The sequence below is a fragment of the Ruegeria sp. YTSA108 genome (assembly GCF_059610185.1).
This window is the reverse complement of sequence record NZ_JBXWND010000010.1, coordinates 1-17,722: the sequence shown is the minus strand read 5'-3', so window position 1 is coordinate 17,722 and position 17,722 is coordinate 1. Positions and strand designations below refer to the sequence as shown.

The window sequence follows — 17,722 nt, the reverse complement described above, 5'->3', positions numbered from 1 at the left end:
CAGTGAAAGCTGGATCAGCCGTTCACGCTGTCCTTCAGCGCCTTCGCAATGGTCATTTTGACCACTTTGTCGGCTTCTTTCTTGAACTGCTCGCCGGTGGCAGGGTTACGCACCATGCGCTCGGGGCGCTCGCGACAGTAGATTTTGCCGACACCAGGCAGGGTCACCGCGCCGCCCGCCGACACTTCGCGGGTGATAAGGCCGGTCATGGCCTCCAGCGCAGTGTTCGCAGCTTTCTTGTCGGTTCCCATTTCCTCAGCGAGAGCAGCAACCAGCTGAGTCTTTGTCATAGGCTTTGCCATTTCTTGGTCTCCTTAACGTGCCCGATAAATAGGGCCTCACCGCGTAACTGTAACGGGATATTGTAGGTGAACACAACGAATAGTAGCGTCGAAAACCCTAAAAATAGGGGGAATTCGTTGCTTTTTTGCTTCAGAGAAAGGCCGTTTCATCAAAGGAACGCAATTTCCGGCTGTGCAGGCGCTCTAGCGGCATGCCCCTCAGGTGCTCCATCGCACGAATTCCGATCGCGAGATGGCGGCTAACCTGTGTGGTATAGAAGGCAGAGGCCATGCCAGGAAGCTTTAATTCGCCGTGCAGCGGCTTGTCTGAAACACAGAGCAACGTGCCATAGGGAACACGGAACCGATAGCCGTTGGCGGCAATGGTCGCGCTTTCCATATCCAGCGCGATTGCCCGTGATTGGCTGAGCCGCTGTACCGGGCCGGACTGGTCGCGCAGTTCCCAGTTGCGGTTATCGACCGAAGCAACGGTGCCTGTGCGCATGACCCGTTTCAGCTCATAACCTTCCAGCTCGGTGACCTCGGCTACAGCCTGTTCCAGCGCAACCTGAACCTCGGCCAAAGGCGGAATCGGCACCCAGACCGGCAGGTCATCATCCAGAACCTTGTCTTCGCGCAGATAGGCGTGGGCCAGAACAAAATCGCCCAATGCCTGTGTGTTGCGCAGCCCGGCGCAGTGGCCAACCATCAGCCAGGCATGCGGGCGTAGCACGGCGATATGATCGGTCGCGGTTTTGGCGTTCGACGGACCGACGCCGATATTGACCAGCGTGATACCCGATCCATCCGCCCGCTTTAGGTGATAGGTCGGCATCTGCGGCAGCTTCAGGGGTTGTTCCAGCACTCCGCCTTCGGTGGTGATCTCGACATTTCCGGTCGAGACAAAGCTGGTATAGCCACTGTCTGGTTCGGCCAGCTGCGCGCGTGCATAGTTTTCAAATTCCGAGACGTAGAACTGATAGTTGGTGAACAGCACATGGTTCTGGAAATGACTGGGATCAGTCGCAGTGTAATGCGCCAGCCGGGCCAGTGAATAGTCGACCCTTTGCGCAGTAAACAAAGACAGCGGGCCGTCTTCTTCCTCGTGGTCATGGACGCCATTGACGATGTCGTCATGGGTGGTTGTCAGGTCCGGTACGTCGAATACATCGCGCAGGGTAAATCCGGCGGCGCCCTGATGCGGAACGATCAGATCAGGATTGTTGGCCACGGCGAAATGAACCGGAATGGGTGTGTCCGAGGCCCCGATCGTGACCGGCTGGTCATGGTTTCTGATCAACAGGGCAATCTGTTGAGTCAAATAGGACCGGAACAGATCTGGCCGCGTTACAGTGGTCGAGTGGATGCCCGGTTCCGAGACGTGACCAAAACTTAGCCGGCTGTCGACCCGCGCATAGGAGGAGGTTTTGATGCGAATTTCCGGGTAATAGGCTCTGAAGCGTTCAGTTGGTGCTCCGTGCTCGATCACATTGGCAAAGTTCTCGCACAGGAAGCTGGTGGCTTGCTCGTACAGTTCTTCCAACCTTGCGACCGCGGCTGCGGGATCGGTGAAGTTCTCGGGCGCGGGGGCCTTAGGTGCTCGTATTATTGTCATGCAAGGGGTTCCAAAAGATCGATCTTTTCAAATTTGCGCACATCCACCAGCCCAACATCCGAGATCCGCAATTCAGGGATCACCACCAGAGCCAGCAATGAGTGCTGCATATAGGCGTTGTTCAGTTTACAGCCACAGGCCTGCATGGCCCGAACCATTTGTTCGGCCTTGGCGGCCACTTCGGCTGCCGGGCTATCAGACATCAGTCCAGCGATGGGCAGTTCCACCAGCGCCAGTTCCTCACCGTCTCGGAAAATGGTGATGCCACCGCCGATCTCGGCCAGCCGATTTGCGGCAAGGGCCATCTGTTCGCGGTCGGTCCCAACAACAATCATATGGTGACTGTCATGGGCAACGGTCGAAGCCATTGCCATGCGCCCCTGATATCCAAACCCCGAGACAAAGGCGTTTGTGACCCCGCCCGTTGCGCGGTGGCGTTCGACAAGCGCAATCTGGCAGACCTCACCCTCGGCTTCAACCAGGCCGCCAATGATGGGCAGTTCGGCCTTTAGCGCTTTGGTCGGGGCCTGGTTTTCGACCACACCAATCACATTGGCCTGAACGCGGTTCGCCCCCTTAGGGGCCCCGATCTGAAAATCCGCGCTGGTCAGGGCATGGCCCAGATGCACGGTGTTTCGAGCGGCTCCAGGCCAATTCAGATGCGGGCAGTCCACAGTGATCTTGCCGTCCTCAGCCACGATTTGGCCGCGCGCTATGACAAGCTCGATGGGCAGGTCCTTCAGGTCCGAGCTGAGGATGATATCCGCCCGGCGCCCGGGCGTGATCGAGCCGATATCGCGCTCCAACCCGAAATGCGTGGCTGTGTTGATGGTCGCCATCTGCAACGCGATCAACGGATCACAGCCGCAGGCAATCGCATGGCGCACCACGCGGTTCATATGCCCTTCATTGACCAGGGTACCAGAATGGCAATCATCCGTGCACAGGATGAAGTTGCGCGGATCCAGCCCTTTCTCGGTGATGGCGGTGATCTGAGTTTCCACGTCATACCAGGCCGATCCCAATCGCATCATCGACCGCATCCCTTGACGCACCCGCGCGATGGCATCGGCCTCGCAGGTGCCTTCGTGGTCGTCGGCAGGGCCGCCTGCGACATAAGCTGCGAAATCAGGCCCTAAATCAGGCGAAGCATAGTGCCCGCCAACGGTTTTCCCTGCCCGTTGGGTCGCGGCAATCTCGGCCAGCATCACGGGATCACCATTGATCACCCCAGGGAAATTCATCATCTCACCCAGCCCGATGATGCCCGGCCAGCTCATTGCTTCGGCCACGTCCTCGGCGGTGATCTCATAACCGGTGGTCTCAAGCCCCGGCGCCGATGGCGCGCAAGAGGGCATCTGGGTGAAAATGTTAACGGGCTGCATCAGCGCCTCGTCATGCATCATACGAACGCCGTCCAGCCCCAGCACGTTGGCTATTTCGTGCGGGTCAGTGAACATGCTTGTCGTGCCATGAGGGATAACGGCCCCCGCAAATTCGGCCGGGGTCAGCATTCCTGATTCGATATGCATATGCCCGTCGCACAGGCCGGGCAGCATATACCGCCCCTCTGCCTCGATGATCCGGGTGTTCGGGCCGACGCAGTGCGAAGCATCAGGGCCAACATAGGCGATACGTCCATCGACAATCGCGATGTCATGATCGGGCAGGGCTTCGCGGCTGTGCACGTTAACCCAGATCCCGCTACGGACAACAAGGTCAGCGGCTTGACGCCCTGCGGCGACAGCGATCAGACGGGGGGCGGTATCGGGCCAGCTTGGGAAAGGTGTGAATTCCATGACCCAACTTTCCCGAACGCACGGAAAGGTGCAACCCCTGCTCGGCAGTTATCATGATTCCGTCATGCAGCGCGTCAGCGCTGTTGTGCCTAGCCCCGTGAAGGTCCCGTAAGAGCCGCTATGTTAGGCAGGAGAGCCACGGCCTAGCCAGGGAACGTTTTCGCAATCTCGCGCCGGACCCATTCGGCAAAGGCAATCGCTCCTGGTGACTCTTCTGCCTGAGGCGACAGCAACAGGTAATAGGCCTCTGGTACAACTGCGCGATATTCGAATGGTGCAACCAATCGACCTTCATCAATCAAGTCGCGCGCGATTGTGTCATGCGTCAGGCACAAGCCACCCCCGGCCATCGCAACCGACAGGCTGACCAGATAGGTGGTGGAATATGTGATCGGAGGATTTTCCCAAATTAGACCCTGATCTTCGATCCAATTCTGCCAATTCGACAGCAGGTTTGAGCAGTCATACAACGGGGTTCGCTGTAGTGTATCCAGCGACACCTCATAGCCCGGCGCGCAAACCGGATAATAATGATCGGATCGCAGCAGTTCGGTTCGCACCGTGTCCGAAGGTCTGAGCGAAAATCGAATTTCTACCGCAGCCCCCTCCGCCATTTCCCGGGGCTCCCACAACTCGGTGAATATGTTCAGCTGTACAGACGGGTGTTCGGCCTGAAACATTGGAAGGCGGGGGGCCAGCCAGTTGACCGCAAAAGTGATGTTGCATTGTACCTGCACCGCGTTCTGCTGGGCCCCGGTCACGGCCCGCGTTCCGCGCAGTAATGTGCGAAATGCCTCACGCACGACAGGGAGATAGCTGATCCCGGCCCCGGTCAATTCAAGTGCGCGGGGACGGCGCAGGAAAAGCGGTTGGCCAAGAAAGGCCTCAAGCGACTTGATTTGCTGGCTGACTGCACTTTGTGTCATATTTAGATCGCGCGCTGCCGCGGTAAAGGACAAGTGGCGGGCCGCGGCCTCGAAAGTCCGAAGCCAACCCAACGGGGGCAGCTGTTTTTGCATGGGCATAACCTGGCCATTAGTTCAGCTTATGAAATAGGCGCGATTTTTTCGTTGGTCAATTTTTTCTACTGCGGGCACGATTTTCCAATCAAGCAATCCGCTGACAGGAGACGGAAATGAGCGTTGCCAGCTTGCGCCCCAATATTGACCATTGGCCTGAACGTGTGGATCTGGCGGCTACATTTCGATGGGCTGAACGTCTGAATATGCACGAAGGGGTTGCAAACCATTTTAGCTTGGCGGTGAATCAGGACGGCACGCAATTCTTGATGAACGCCAATCAGATGCATTTTGCACGAGTCAAAGCATCGAACCTGCTTTTTCTGGATGCCAAAGACGCTGATGTCATGACCCAACCCGGCGCACCGGACCCAACTGCCTGGGGCCTGCATGGTTCGATTCACCGGCACTGTCCTCATGCCCGCTGTGTAATGCATGTGCATTCCATCTTTGCCACGGTTCTGGCCTCGTTGGCCGACAGCACATTGCCGCCGATCGATCAGAACACCACTACGTTCTACAACCGTTATGTGGTCGATCACGAATTTGGTGGACTTGCTTTCGAAAGCGAGGGGGAACGTTGCGCAACCATGCTGGCAGACCCAAAAAAGAAAGTCATGATCATGGGTAATCATGGGGTTTTGATTTTGGGCAGTAACCCGGCAGATGCCTTTAATAGACTCTACTATTTCGAACGCGCTGCTGAAACGTATATCCGTGCCTTACAGACGGGCCAACCCCTGCGCGTTTTGTCAGACGAGATTGCGGAAAAGACAGCTCAGGAACTGGAAGAATATCCCGATCAGGCCGAGGCACATTTGCGTGAGATCAAGGCCCTGTTGGATGCCGAAGGCTCGGATTACGCAAGCTGACGAGAGACCGTGATGCCGGACACTGACCAAAATCCCGAGGCCGCCCGCTGGAATTACCACCCCGATGGGCCTGTGGCTTTGAACCCGCTGTTTAACTGGCCGCCCCGCCTGTCTGCAGTGTTGAAATGGTATGGTGGTGCATGGCTTCAGGTCACTGCCCTGACCCTGTGCCTGGGGCTTGCGGTGGTGGCCTATGTGCTGTTTTTCCCGGGTTTAGAGACGATGAAGACCTTCCAGCCCGGCTGGATGTTCCGAATCTGGTTGCTGAACATGGTGCCTCAGATTCTGGTCGCGGGCGGGCTGCATTGGTGGCTGTACATGCGCAAAGGGCAGGGCATGTACAAGAAGTTCGACCGCCGGGATCTGACCCGGGACAACGGGACCTTCACCTTTCGCAATCAGGTCTGGGACAATATCTGGTGGACCCTGGGCAGCGCCATGAGTGTCGCCACGATTTACCAATGGGGGATCTATTGGGCGATGGCAAATGGCTATGTCCCCACGGTCACATGGTCCGCCGCACCGGTCTGGTTTGTGATCTGGATGTCGCTAATCCCCATGTGGTCGGGGCTGCATTTCTATTGGGTGCATCGGCTGGAACATCACCCCAAGCTGTATAAACATGTCCACGCGGTGCATCACCGCAACGTCAATATCGGGCCGTGGTCGGGGATATCAAATCACTGGTTTGAGAACCTGTTGTACTTCACCACCTATTTCATCCACCTGATCGTGCCGTCGCACCCGATACATTTGTTATTCCACGCCTATTTCCAGCAGGTCAGCCCGGTTCTGTCCCATTCCGGGTTCGAAAAGCTGAAAGCCGGGGAGACCGAGGCCGCCCGCGCAGGCGATTTTTTCCACCAGCTGCATCACCGGTATTTCGAGTGCAACTATGGCACCTCAGAGATCCCGTTCGACAAGTGGTTTGGCACCTATCATGACGGCTCGGCCGAGGCGACGACGCGCACGCGGGCTTATAAAAAGCAGATGTATACCTAGCCGACCCGTAGGGCACGGGGGGTGATCCCGAATTCGGCCCGGAAGGCGCGGGTCAAGGCGCTGGGATCGTCGTATCCGGCCCGCAGGGCGATCTCGCTGACAGTCAGGTCGGTTTCTGCCACCAGCTTCCGCGCCAAATTCAGGCGCAAGCGGCGATAGACCTGAGCCGGACCCGCACCCAGTTCGGATTGCATCCTTGTGGACAATGCCTTGTGCGAGCGTCCGACCTGTCGGGCGATGTCGGTAATGGGCAGCGGGGTTTCAAGATTTTCCTGCATCAATGCCAAGGCCTTGTTCACATACCCACTGGTTGCCCCGACCCCTCCGGAATGCGACCGAGCGGAATCGCGGGTCATGAACAACTGCGCGACTTCCAGGGCCAGTGCCTGCCCGTGGTCATGACCGATCAAATGCAACACAAGATCAAAAGCTGCCATGGCGCCCGAACAGGTAATGCGATTCCGGTCTAAGACATACCGCTCGCGCCGGGCGTCAATCTCGGGGAACCGCTCGGTAAAACCGGTCAGCTCTTCCCAATGGATGGTGGCGCGATACCCGTCCAGCAGTCCGGCCAGCGCCAGTAGCCAGCTTCCGGTGTCCAGCCCAGCCAGCACGTCATAGCGATTTGCGGCGGATCGCAATCCGGTCAGCGTCGGCCAGCCGCCATGCGCGCGAAACCCATAAGATGGCATCACCATCAATGTACCGCCGCGGGCAGATTGCAGTCTTGCGTGCGGCGTAACCTGCAACCCCGAGGATGATGTGACCGGCCCTTCTGTCAGCGACAGGAATTCCCAGTCATACAGTTTTCTTCCAGCCAGCGAATTGGCCGCGCGCAGGGGTTCGACCGTGTTGGCAAGGCAATGGTTTGAAAACCCATCAAAAAGCAGAACCCCGAATTGCTGCATCGCGGCAGGCGATTTTGTCCATCTTCGCATGGTTAACGTCTATTTCTGCACGATGAACTTTGCAACCCGGGCCACGATATCGCAAGCCCCAGATGTGGAGACCGCAGATGCAATATGGCCTGACCGACGAGCAAGAGATGATCGCCGCGACTGTTCGCAGTTTCGTCGAGAAAGAGATCTATCCACATGAAGAGCTGGTTGAACGTACCGGCGAGGTTCCGCAGGAAATAGCGGATGAGATCAAGCGCAAGACAATTGAATTGGGTTTCTATGCCTGCAATTTTCCAGAAAGCGTCGGATGTGCCGGGCTGAACCATCGGGAATTTGCACTGGTCGAGCGCGAACTGGGCCGGGGTTCGATGGCCTTGAACCACTTCTTTGGCCGTCCGCAAAACATCCTGATGGCCTGCGAGGGCGAGCAAGTCGAACGCTATCTGATGCCCGCAGTTCGGGGCGAAAGGATGGATGCACTGGCGATGACCGAGCCAGGTGCAGGTTCGGATGTGCGTGGTATGAAATGTGCCGCAGTTCGAGACGGCGGAGATTGGGTCGTCAACGGGACCAAACATTTCATCTCGGGCGCGGAGCATGCCGATTTCATCATCGTTTTCATCGCGACGGGTGAAGATCAGACGCCAAAAGGTCCAAAGAAACGGATCACAGCCTTTCTTGTGGATCGCGGCACGCCGGGATTCACCATCCGGGACGGGTATAAATCGGTCAGCCACCGGGGCTATAAGAACATGGTCCTGGATTTTGACGATTGTCGCCTGCCCGACAGTCAGGTGTTGGGCGAGGTCGATGGCGGGTTCGAGGTGATGAATACCTGGCTTTATGCCACCCGCATCACCGTGGCGACCATGTCGGTCGGACGCGCACGTCGCGCCTTTGACTATGCGCTGGACTATGCAGCCACGCGTGAACAATTCGGTCAGAAAATCGGCAAGTTCCAGGGCGTGTCATTCCAGATCGCCGATATGATCACCGAAATCGATGCCGCTGACCTGTTGACGCTGGCAGCGGCCGACCGGCTGGACAAGGGGCTGCCTGCAAACCGCGAGATTGCCTCGGCCAAGCTCTATGCGTCCGAAATGCTGTCGCGCGTGACCGATGCCGCGATTCAGGTGCATGGCGGCATGGGGCTGATGGACGATTACCCGCTGGAACGGTTCTGGCGCGATGCGCGTGTCGAACGCATCTGGGACGGTACCAGCGAGATTCAGCGTCACATCATCAGTCGTGAGCTGTTGCGGGCACTTGGCGCATGACAACGGCGCTGGCACGGGCGTTGAACCCCAGCTCCATTGCCGTGATCGGTGGTGGGGCTTGGTGCGCGTCAGTCATTCAACAGGCGCGCAAGTTCGGGTTTCAGGGCGATATCTGGCCGGTCCATCCCAAAGCCGCCGAGGTCGCCGGAGAGAGGGTGTTTGCACGGCTCGAAGATCTGCCCTCGGCCCCGGATGTGGCCTTTGTGGGCATCAATCGTCATGCAACAATCGAGGCGGTTCAGGCGCTGGCAGCGATCGGGGCAGGGGGCGCGGTTTGTTTCGCGTCGGGGTTCACCGAGGCGCGAGCCGAGGATGATCTGGGCGCCGATCTGCAGGACCAGTTGATTGCGGCCGCCGGCGAAATGCCTGTTCTGGGTCCCAACTGCTATGGTTTCGTCAACGGGCTGGATCAAGTCGCAGTCTGGCCGGATCAGCATGGGATGCAACCGGTGGAACGAGGCGTAGCGATCCTGACGCAAAGTTCGAATATTGCAATCAACATGACCATGCAACGCCGGGCCCTGCCCCTGGCGTTCATGCTGACCTGCGGGAATCAGGCGCAGACACATCAGGCTGACGTTGCCTCAACACTTCTGGACGACGACCGGATCACTGCTATCGGTGTTCATATCGAAGGGTTTGGCGATCTGCGAAAATGGGAGGCTTTGGCCGACAAGGCACGCAGACGGGGCGTATCGGTCGTTGCTTTGAAAATGGGCCGCTCGTCCCATGCGCAGGCGGCAACGATATCCCATACGGCGTCTTTGGCAGGTGGTGATGCGGGCGCGCAGGCTTTTTTGGACCGGTTGGGAATCGCACGGTTGGACGACATTCCCAGCTTTTTGGAATGTCTCAAGCTGTTGCATGTTACGGGGCGATTGCGCGGCAGCGGGTTGGGTACCATCAGCTGCTCGGGCGGTGAGGCCAGCCTAGCCGCAGATATGTCCGAGGGACGCGATCTGCATTTCCCGCCATTGACCAAGGTACAGCAAGCTGACCTGCGCGCAGCTTTGGGGCCCATGGTGGCGTTGGCGAACCCGCTGGACTACCACACCTATATATGGCGCGATACCGAAGCGATGACCCGCGCGTGGTCGGCGATGACCGGGCCGGAACAGGCCATTACCATTGCGATTGTGGACTATCCTCACACCGACGCATCGGATTGGGAATGTGCCACCCAAGCGGCGTTGAACTGCGCCGCCCAAACCGAGCGACCTTTTGCCGTTGCCGCGACCCTACCCGAACTTTTGCCAGAGGATGTGGCGCAGCGCCTGCTGGACGGCGGTGTGGTGCCCTTTGCCGGTCTGCATGAAGCCTTGGCTGCGGTTGAGGCCGCCGCGCGGCCGGTTGCGGCACCGGCTGATCCGGTACTGTTGCCCTCGCAGGCTGAGGCAGACCATGTCTTGACCGAAGCAGAGGCCAAACGGGCGCTGGCAGATCATGGTCTGCGGATTCCTCAATCCGTAGTGACGCGTCCGGACAAGGCTGCGCATGCTGCATCGAATCTGACCGCGCCTTTCGCGGTCAAGGGCGTCGGGCTTGCGCATAAATCCGAACACGGTGCGGTGCGCCTTGGCGTCGGCTTGGACGATCTGAGCGCGGTTGCGACCGAGCTTGGAACCGACGAAGTTCTGATCGAAGAGATGGCCCAAGGCGGTGTTGCCGAGTTATTGATCGGCGTCACCCGTGATCCGGCCCATGGCTATGTTCTGACGCTAGGGGCTGGAGGCGTGCTGACCGAAATTCTGCGCGACAGTGTTTCAGTGCTGATCCCGTCATCCCGGGACGTGGTCCGTCAGGCGCTGTGCAAGCTGAACTGTGCGCCGTTGCTTGCGGGGTATCGCGGTAAACCGGCGGCGGATACCGAGGCGATCCTGAATGCAGCCGAGGCTGTGCAAGCCTATGTTATTGCCAATGCAGCCCATGTCAGCGAAGTTGAAATCAATCCACTCATCTGCAATCCCGATGGCGCTGTGGCCGTGGATGCTCTGATCCGAAAGGCACGTATATGAACCCGGTTAAAACCATGCGCGATGGCGCGATTCTGCAGGTCACTCTGGACCGACCCAAGGCAAATGCCATTGATCTGGCCACCAGCCGGATCATGGGTGAAGTGTTCCGCGAATTCCGCGATGATCCTGAGTTGCGCGTGGCCATCCTGACCGGTGGTGGCGAAAAGTTCTTTTGCCCGGGGTGGGACCTGAAGGCCGCCGCGGACGGAGACGCCGTGGACGGAGATTATGGAGTCGGCGGTTTTGGCGGGCTGCAGGAATTACGGGATATGAACAAGCCTGTCATCGCCGCGGTGAACGGGATTGCCTGTGGTGGCGGGCTGGAACTGGCGCTGAGTGCGGATATGATCATCGCTGCAGAGCATGCCAGCTTTGCCCTGCCCGAAATCCGGTCGGGCACCGTGGCCGATGCGGCCAGTGTAAAGCTGCCAAAACGCATCCCCTACCATATCGCGATGGAACTGCTGCTGACTGGCCGCTGGTTCGATCCGGTTGAGGCAAAAGGGTGGGGCCTGATCAACGAGATCGTCCCAGGTGATCAGCTTTTAGACCGGGCATGGGAACTGGCCCGTTTATTGGCCAGCGGCCCCCCGCTGGTTTACGCGGCGATCAAAGAGATCGTGCGCGACGCCGAAGATTCCAGGTTTCAGGATGCCATGAACCGGATCACCGGGCGGCAGTTGCCGACGGTGGACATTCTATATGGTTCTGAAGACAACCTCGAAGGCGCGCGCGCCTTTGCCGAGAAACGCGACCCGGTCTGGAAAGGGCGCTGAGCGGGTTCAGATCTTCTCGAACATTGCGATAAGGGCGGTATCGTCCCGGTTGGGCCCGGCAGCCAGGTCGCCGTAGATTCGAACTTCGGGCAGGGACAGGTTTTGTATCTGCCCATGGGCAAGCTGGTGCAGTACGTCAGCAAATCCCAGAGATTCGTAGTGTTTCGCGTTAATCGACAGAGCGAATTGCGCGCCTGTCCGGGCCACGTTCAACAGCGCGGGCAGGGCCTCGGGGCCGAGATGGCCATGGGTAAATGTGCCCGAGGACACAATGCCCGAATAGCTGTCGCGCGGCACCGGGATGCCCTGGTTCAGGTCAGCCTCAATCGCGTCGCGGTAGATGTCTTTGCGCAGGGCCTGATCCAGCATCTCGGCGCTGATATCGGTGGCGTCGATTGGGCCAACGCCCAACCCGGCCAGTACCGCACCGCAAAGCCCGGTGCCTGCACCGACATCCAAAACCGGACCCTGTCCCCCGGCGCTGACAAAGGCGCGGGCGGTGTGGATATGCAACTGATAGTCCTCGCGCGCCGCAAAACCGTCATCATAGTCGCCAGCCCATTCGGCATAAAGCCGTTTGTGGTCCTCGGGGCTGTCTAGCGCATAAGCTGCATGCAGGTCGGGCGATTTTGTACGCATGACTCATGAAAGGCGTATGTGGGGATTCGAATCAAGTATCCAGTGGCGGGTGCTTGCATCTTGGACCATTGGCGATCATCAAGAAGGATATGGTTAAGACACTCTTTTCATTCGGTCACGGATATTCGGCGCAGGCCCTGTCGCGGCATCTTGAACCGGCGGGTTGGCGCGTATTCGGAACTACGCGCGATCCGGCGCAATCGGGTGCGGTCCGCGCATCCGGTGCCGAACCGGTGATCTGGCCCGGTCAGACGGTTGATTTGGACGGGGTAACACATCTGTTGATTTCTACCGCGCCGAATGCGGGCGGAGATCCAGTGCTGGCGGCGCTTGGCGACAAAATCGCTGACCGCGCAGGTCAGTTCGATTGGGTCGGATACCTTTCCACAACCGCAGTCTATGGGGACCACAAAGGCGGTTGGGTGGACGAGGCGACCCTTCCTTCACCAATGGCCGAGCGCGGCAGGTGGCGCGTCCGGGCCGAGACACAATGGCAAGACATTCCGGGCCTGCCCGTCCACATCTTTCGCCTTGCCGGGATATATGGCCCCGGGCGCGGCCCATTTTCCAAACTTAAACGGGTGGGAATGCGCCGCATAATCAAACCGGGGCAGGTGTTCTCGCGCATCCATGTGGCGGACATCGCGCAGGTGCTTGCGGCGTCGATGGCATCGCCGAACCCAGGTGCGATTTACAATGTCTGTGACGATGAGCCGGTGCCGCCACAGGATGTCATCGCCTATGCGGCTGAGCTGCAAGGCCTGCCTCTGCCCGCTGCGGTTCCGTTCGACCAGGCCGATATGTCCCCGATGGCCCGAAGTTTCTATAATGAAAACAAGCGGGTCAGGAATGACCGGATCAAGGATGAACTGGGTATCCGGCTTTTGTATCCGGATTACCGCGCTGGACTGCAGGCCCTGATGAAGGACGGCTGAGCCCTTATCGGGCGGTGGCTTTGATCAGGTCCGCGGCTTTCTCGGCGATCATGATGGTTGGGGCGTTGGTGTTTCCCGAAACCAGAGTCGGCATGACCGATGCATCGACCACGCGCAGCCCCTCGATCCCGCGCACGCGCAGTTCGGGGTCAACCACGGCCATCGCATCCACACCCATTTTGCAGGTTCCGACCGGGTGATAGATCGTATCGGCGCGAGCGCGAATATGGTGCTCCCAATCCGCATCGGTTTGAGCGTCATCTATGCCGTACATCGCTTTGTGCCGGAATTTACTGAAGGCCGGCGCGTGCAGAATGTCTTTGGTCATACGCGCGCCCTTGATCAGCGTGTCCAGATCGCGGTCATCGGACAGGTAAGCCGGATCAATGGCCGGAGCGGCAAAGGGATCGGCGCTGTGCAGCCCGACCGTGCCACGGCTTTCGGGGCGCAATTTGCACACATGGCAGCCGAACCCATAGCCATAATGCAGCTTCCTTGCATGATCATCGGCCAAGGAAATGACAAAGTGCAGCTGGATGTCGGGGCGATCCAAATCCGGGGAGGTTTTCAGAAACGCGGCGCCCTCGGCAAATGGTGTGGCCGCCATCGACTTGCCGGTCTTACGCCAGCGCCAAATATGTCCTGCCAAATTCAGTGCGGCAGCGACACCGATGCCGAATGTGTTGGTGTCCCGGGTTTTATAGAGCAGCGTGAAATCCAGATGGTCCTGCAGGTTCTTGCCAACGCCCGGCAGGTAGTGCCGCACCTGGATCCCATGTTTGACCAGATCATCAGCGGCACCAATCCCGGATAGCTGCAACAACTGCGGAGTTTGAAGTGCACCGGCGCAAACCAGAACCTCGCGCCTGGCGGAGACAGTGATATCCGCACCTTTGGCCTTTTTCCTGTACACCACACCGGTGGCCCGCTTTCCTTCAAAGGTCAGCTCTTTGGCATGGGCGTCGGTAATGACCGTCAGGTTCGGGCGGTCCATGACCGGAAAGACATAGGCCGCCGCTGCCGAGCATCGCTCGCCATTCTTCGACGGGTCGTGAAACTGTGTGACCTGATACAGACCAACGCCCTCGTTATCGCCCCGGTTGAAGTCCCGGCTTCGGCGGTGCTGCATCTGTTCGGCAGCTTCAATAAAGGCAAGCGTGATCGGGCGCGGCTGTTTCTGGTTTGACACGTGCAGAGGGCCGCTGTCGCCGTGATGGTCGTCGGCACCATCTTCGTTATGTTCGGACATCTTGAAATAGGGAAGGACGCTGTTCCAGTCCCAACCGGCACAGCCCAGTTCAGCCCAGCCATCATAGTCCTGACGCTGACCCCGGACGTACAACATTGCGTTAATCGCGCTGGACCCGCCCACCGTCTTGCCGCGCGGCTGATATCCTTTGCGGCCGTTCAGCCCCGGTTGGGCCACGGTTTCAAATGCCCAGTTGTTGATTTTCGGCCGCCCCGGCAGCGAGGCCACTGTTGCCGCGGGCAATCTGGTAAGCATGCCGTTGCCGCCGTTTCCGGCTTCAAGAAGGCAGACACGTATTCCAGGATCTTCGCTCAGACGACCGGCAAGAACCGAACCGGCGGATCCTGCGCCGACAATTACATAATCAAATTGCATTCAGACTCCAAAAATTTTCGGAACCGGCAGTCAAATACGCCGGTCAATCTGTATTAGGCGCTGATCCGAACAAAAGAACCCGCGCTCGTGTCGTTCATAAAGACAGTGGTCGCATACGGATGAAAAACAAGGGCTGTGGTCTATATGTGACCCAAGGTTATTCAGGGATTCGAAAATTGCTCCGATTGCGCGGGATCCGGGGATGTTCTCTTCATAATTATTTCCTATGGTTTTCATCATTAAACAAAACTTTTATGCATGAATGCAATTTGCTATTTCTGACTAGGTCAGGACTTCAGGAATACCGATACCCTTGCCAGATGCTCAGCGTATTTGGATGGGGAAGACGTGTCTTGAATCTGTGTTCTTGATTACCACGAATTTCACTGCGCAAGATCGCCGGATATTAGCTAGGATTGGAGACCGATATGGACGGAAGTGATAACCCCAAAGCAGGCGGATGCCCTGTGATGCACGGCGCTGGAACCCGTTCCAACCGGGATTGGTGGCCGAACCAGCTAAACCTGTCGATCCTGCACCAACACGGAGCGGCTTCGAACCCTCTGGGTTCGGATTTCGACTATGCCGAAGAGTTCAAAAAGCTGGATATGAAGGCGCTGAAAGAAGACCTATATGCGCTGATGACCGATTCACAGGAGTGGTGGCCGGCGGATTATGGCCATTACGGCGGTCTGTTCATTCGGATGGCCTGGCATAGTGCAGGCACCTACCGGACGGCAGATGGCCGTGGCGGGGCCTCGACCGGGAACCAGCGTTTTGCGCCGCTCAACAGTTGGCCGGACAACGGTAACCTCGACAAGGCGCGTCGTCTGCTGTGGCCGATCAAGCAAAAATACGGAAACCAGATTTCCTGGGCTGATCTGATGATCCTGGCAGGTAACTGCGCCATCGAATCCATGGGTGGCAAAACCTTTGGTTTTGCCGGCGGCCGTGCCGATATCTGGGCCCCCGAAGAAGACATCTATTGGGGAACCGAGACAGAATGGCTGGCCCCGACCGACAATCCGCAGAGCCGGTATTCCGGTGAGCGCGATCTGGAAAACCCTCTGGCCGCAGTTCAGATGGGCCTGATCTATGTAAACCCTGAAGGTCCGGACGGAGAGCCCAACGTTCTGGCTTCGGGTCGTGACATCCGCGACACCTTTGGCCGGATGGCAATGAATGACGAGGAAACCGTTGCTCTGGTTGCTGGTGGTCACACTTTCGGCAAGGCGCATGGCGCGGGCGATCCCGATCTGGTCGGCCCCGAACCCGAAGCCGCCCCGATCGAAGAGATGGGCTTTGGTTGGATCAACAAGTTTGGGTCCGGCAAGGGTGACGATACCACGACATCAGGGATCGAAGGCGCCTGGACCGCAAATCCGATCCAATGGGATAACGGCTATTTCGACCTGCTGTTCGGATATGACTGGAACCTGACCAAAAGCCCCTCGGGCGCGTGGATTTGGGAACCGGTGAATGTCAAAGAAGAAGACATGGCCCCGGCGGCGCATGACGCGTCGAAGAAGGTCAAAACCATGATGACCACCGCCGACATGGCGATGCGCATGGACCCGATCTATGGTCCGATCTCAAAGCGTTTTCACGAGAACCCGGAAGAATTCGCTGACGCTTTCGCCCGTGCATGGTTCAAACTGACCCACCGCGACATGGGCCCGCGTTCGAATTACATCGGCGAGGAATCTCCGGCCGAGGAACTGCTGTGGCAAGACAATGTCCCCGCCGTGGATCACGAGCTGATCGGTGACGCGGATGTGGCCGAGCTGAAGGCTAAGATCGCGGCCACTGGCCTCTCGGTGTCCGAGCTGGTTTCGACCGCATGGGCTTCGGCCTCGACCTTCCGCGGCTCGGACAAGCGCGGCGGTGCCAATGGCGCACGTATCCGTCTTGCTCCGCAGAAAGACTGGGACGCGAACGAACCGATGAAGCTGGCCAAGGCACTGACCGCGCTTGAGGGCGTTCAGGCGGCGTTCAACGGCGCACAATCCGGGGGCAAGAAAGTGTCTCTGGCCGACGTGATCGTTCTGGCCGGTAATGTGGGTGTCGAACAGGCTGCCAAGGCCGGCGGTCAGGAGGTTGAGGTTCCGTTCACACCTGGTCGCACCGATGCGACGCAAGATCAGACCGATGTGGACAGCTTTGCCGTGCTCGAACCCGAGGCCGACGGCTTCCGCAACTATCAGAAGACGGATTATTCGGTTTCACCCGAAGAGCTTCTGGTCGACAAAGCCCAGCTGCTGACTCTGTCGGCGCCGGAAATGACCGCATTGGTTGGCGGTTTGCGCGTGATCGGTGCCAATTTTGGTGACACCAAGCATGGTGTGTTGACTGACCGCGTCGGCACGCTCAGCACCGACTTCTTCATCAACCTGCTGGACATGGGCACCGAATGGAAGCCCGCGGGCAAAGGCGTCTATGAGGGTCGGGACCGCGCCAGCGGTGAGGTCAAGTGGACCGGTACCCGCGTCGATCTGGTCTTCGGCTCCAACTCGCAACTGCGGGCTCTGGTCGAGGTCTACGGTCAGGCAGGCGCAGAAGGCAAATTTGTCTGCGACTTCGTCTCGGCCTGGAACAAGGTCATGAATGCAGACAGGTTCGATCTGAAGTAAGCCTGTGACCTTCGCAGAATTTGCGCCGTCCGAGGAGACTCGGGCGGCGTTTCCTTGCCCCGGTTCCGGGCGCATACCCAGCAATGGGTACGATTCCGCCCAGGGGCTGTTCTTTCCGCTGTTCCATGCGGTCCGTTACCGACTCGGAAGAGAGAATTATTAAGCTAACATTTTGTTTTTATTAACATAGAGAAGTTTCTGTTAAGAAATGCAAAGTTTTTTCAGATTGGGGGTTGCAGGTCCCAGACCTAATCCGTAAATACCCCTTCACCGGCGCTGCTGAGGCGCTTGTGACACACTGGAGAGACGGTGGGACGGGCTGGAGAGACGGTCGGACGC

The 17,722-nt window shown here is 58.4% G+C and carries 14 protein-coding genes; 7 read left to right on the top strand and 7 right to left on the bottom strand.

What is annotated here, in order from left to right; translation table 11 throughout:
* Positions 1 to 14 precede the first annotated feature (14 nt).
* The 4 genes from AC2FHW_RS14200 to AC2FHW_RS14185 all read right to left on the bottom strand — a co-directional run bounded on the left by AC2FHW_RS14200 (position 15) and on the right by AC2FHW_RS14185 (position 4,714).
* Entirely contained in the window at positions 15 to 302 is a 288-nt protein-coding gene (locus AC2FHW_RS14200) for an HU family DNA-binding protein (protein WP_142637567.1), read from the bottom strand.
* A 130-nt stretch (positions 303 to 432) separates the two neighbouring features.
* Entirely contained in the window at positions 433 to 1,896 is a 1,464-nt protein-coding gene (locus tag AC2FHW_RS14195; protein ID WP_496679274.1) for an AMP nucleosidase, read from the bottom strand.
* Positions 1,893 to 3,695, bottom strand: coding sequence for an adenine deaminase (ade, locus tag AC2FHW_RS14190; protein WP_496679271.1), 1,803 nt, complete (start codon positions 3,693 to 3,695; stop codon positions 1,893 to 1,895). The genes AC2FHW_RS14195 and ade overlap by 4 nt, the downstream gene beginning before the upstream one ends.
* Before the next feature lie 143 nt (positions 3,696 to 3,838).
* Positions 3,839 to 4,714 (bottom strand): LysR family transcriptional regulator, encoded by an 876-nt coding sequence (locus AC2FHW_RS14185; protein WP_496822106.1) that lies wholly within the window; start codon positions 4,712 to 4,714, stop codon positions 3,839 to 3,841.
* Positions 4,715 to 4,830: 116 nt separating this feature from the next.
* Here AC2FHW_RS14185 and AC2FHW_RS14180 point away from each other — a divergent pair, with 116 nt between their 5' ends.
* Positions 4,831 to 5,586 (top strand): class II aldolase and adducin N-terminal domain-containing protein, encoded by a 756-nt coding sequence (locus tag AC2FHW_RS14180; protein WP_271952596.1) that lies wholly within the window; start codon positions 4,831 to 4,833, stop codon positions 5,584 to 5,586.
* Positions 5,587 to 5,598: 12 nt separating this feature from the next.
* A complete protein-coding gene (locus AC2FHW_RS14175; RefSeq protein WP_271952593.1) occupies positions 5,599 to 6,588 on the top strand; it encodes a sterol desaturase family protein in 990 nt (329 codons plus the stop codon).
* Here AC2FHW_RS14175 and AC2FHW_RS14170 read toward each other — a convergent pair.
* Positions 6,585 to 7,526: a GlxA family transcriptional regulator gene (locus tag AC2FHW_RS14170; protein WP_282027925.1), complete on the bottom strand. Its 942-nt coding sequence runs from the start codon at positions 7,524 to 7,526 to the stop codon at positions 6,585 to 6,587. The genes AC2FHW_RS14175 and AC2FHW_RS14170 overlap by 4 nt on opposite strands.
* Before the next feature lie 77 nt (positions 7,527 to 7,603).
* Between AC2FHW_RS14170 and AC2FHW_RS14165 the strand changes: the two genes are divergently transcribed.
* From AC2FHW_RS14165 to AC2FHW_RS14155, 3 genes are read left to right on the top strand one after another with little or no spacing between them, the layout of a single operon-like run.
* Positions 7,604 to 8,764 (top strand): acyl-CoA dehydrogenase family protein, encoded by a 1,161-nt coding sequence (locus AC2FHW_RS14165; RefSeq protein ID WP_281973960.1) that lies wholly within the window; start codon positions 7,604 to 7,606, stop codon positions 8,762 to 8,764.
* The gene (locus AC2FHW_RS14160; protein WP_271952587.1) at positions 8,761 to 10,779 is read left to right on the top strand and encodes an acetate--CoA ligase family protein; all 2,019 of its coding nucleotides are present in this window, start codon (positions 8,761 to 8,763) and stop codon (positions 10,777 to 10,779) included. Before AC2FHW_RS14165 ends, AC2FHW_RS14160 begins: the two co-directional genes overlap by 4 nt.
* Entirely contained in the window at positions 10,776 to 11,555 is a 780-nt protein-coding gene (locus tag AC2FHW_RS14155) for a carnitinyl-CoA dehydratase (RefSeq protein ID WP_496822104.1), read from the top strand. Before AC2FHW_RS14160 ends, AC2FHW_RS14155 begins: the two co-directional genes overlap by 4 nt.
* 6 nt (positions 11,556 to 11,561) lie before the next feature.
* On the opposite strand, the gene AC2FHW_RS14150 is transcribed toward AC2FHW_RS14155, so the two are convergent.
* The gene (locus tag AC2FHW_RS14150) at positions 11,562 to 12,194 is read right to left on the bottom strand and encodes a class I SAM-dependent DNA methyltransferase (RefSeq protein ID WP_496822102.1); all 633 of its coding nucleotides are present in this window, start codon (positions 12,192 to 12,194) and stop codon (positions 11,562 to 11,564) included.
* Positions 12,195 to 12,283: 89 nt separating this feature from the next.
* Between AC2FHW_RS14150 and AC2FHW_RS14145 the strand changes: the two genes are divergently transcribed.
* Positions 12,284 to 13,129 (top strand): SDR family oxidoreductase, encoded by an 846-nt coding sequence (locus tag AC2FHW_RS14145; protein ID WP_142637589.1) that lies wholly within the window; start codon positions 12,284 to 12,286, stop codon positions 13,127 to 13,129.
* 4 nt (positions 13,130 to 13,133) lie between these two features.
* Here AC2FHW_RS14145 and AC2FHW_RS14140 read toward each other — a convergent pair whose 3' ends face one another.
* Positions 13,134 to 14,753, bottom strand: coding sequence for a GMC family oxidoreductase (locus tag AC2FHW_RS14140; RefSeq protein WP_496822100.1), 1,620 nt, complete (start codon positions 14,751 to 14,753; stop codon positions 13,134 to 13,136).
* A gap of 428 nt (positions 14,754 to 15,181) precedes the next feature.
* Here AC2FHW_RS14140 and katG point away from each other — a divergent pair, with 428 nt between their 5' ends.
* The gene (katG, locus tag AC2FHW_RS14135) at positions 15,182 to 17,383 is read left to right on the top strand and encodes a catalase/peroxidase HPI (RefSeq protein ID WP_496679254.1); all 2,202 of its coding nucleotides are present in this window, start codon (positions 15,182 to 15,184) and stop codon (positions 17,381 to 17,383) included.
* Positions 17,384 to 17,722 lie beyond the last annotated feature (339 nt).

Excerpts from the sequence above, each read along its gene's own strand:
- AC2FHW_RS14200 (WP_142637567.1), bottom strand. The coding sequence starts at position 302 with ATGGCAAAGCCTATGACAAAGACTCAGCTGGTTGCTGCTCTCGCTGAG.
- AC2FHW_RS14155 (WP_496822104.1), top strand. The coding sequence starts at position 10,776 with ATGAACCCGGTTAAAACCATGCGCGATGGCGCGATTCTGCAGGTCACT.
- AC2FHW_RS14150 (WP_496822102.1), bottom strand. The coding sequence starts at position 12,194 with ATGCGTACAAAATCGCCCGACCTGCATGCAGCTTATGCGCTAGACAGC.
- AC2FHW_RS14145 (WP_142637589.1), top strand. The coding sequence starts at position 12,284 with ATGGTTAAGACACTCTTTTCATTCGGTCACGGATATTCGGCGCAGGCC.
- AC2FHW_RS14160 (WP_271952587.1), top strand. The coding sequence starts at position 8,761 with ATGACAACGGCGCTGGCACGGGCGTTGAACCCCAGCTCCATTGCCGTG.
- AC2FHW_RS14175 (WP_271952593.1), top strand. The coding sequence starts at position 5,599 with ATGCCGGACACTGACCAAAATCCCGAGGCCGCCCGCTGGAATTACCAC.
- ade (WP_496679271.1), bottom strand. The coding sequence starts at position 3,695 with ATGGAATTCACACCTTTCCCAAGCTGGCCCGATACCGCCCCCCGTCTG.
- katG (WP_496679254.1), top strand. The coding sequence starts at position 15,182 with ATGGACGGAAGTGATAACCCCAAAGCAGGCGGATGCCCTGTGATGCAC.
- AC2FHW_RS14165 (WP_281973960.1), top strand. The coding sequence starts at position 7,604 with ATGCAATATGGCCTGACCGACGAGCAAGAGATGATCGCCGCGACTGTT.
- AC2FHW_RS14195 (WP_496679274.1), bottom strand. The coding sequence starts at position 1,896 with ATGACAATAATACGAGCACCTAAGGCCCCCGCGCCCGAGAACTTCACC.
- AC2FHW_RS14180 (WP_271952596.1), top strand. The coding sequence starts at position 4,831 with ATGAGCGTTGCCAGCTTGCGCCCCAATATTGACCATTGGCCTGAACGT.
- AC2FHW_RS14185 (WP_496822106.1), bottom strand. The coding sequence starts at position 4,714 with ATGCAAAAACAGCTGCCCCCGTTGGGTTGGCTTCGGACTTTCGAGGCC.
- AC2FHW_RS14140 (WP_496822100.1), bottom strand. The coding sequence starts at position 14,753 with ATGCAATTTGATTATGTAATTGTCGGCGCAGGATCCGCCGGTTCGGTT.
- AC2FHW_RS14170 (WP_282027925.1), bottom strand. The coding sequence starts at position 7,526 with ATGCGAAGATGGACAAAATCGCCTGCCGCGATGCAGCAATTCGGGGTT.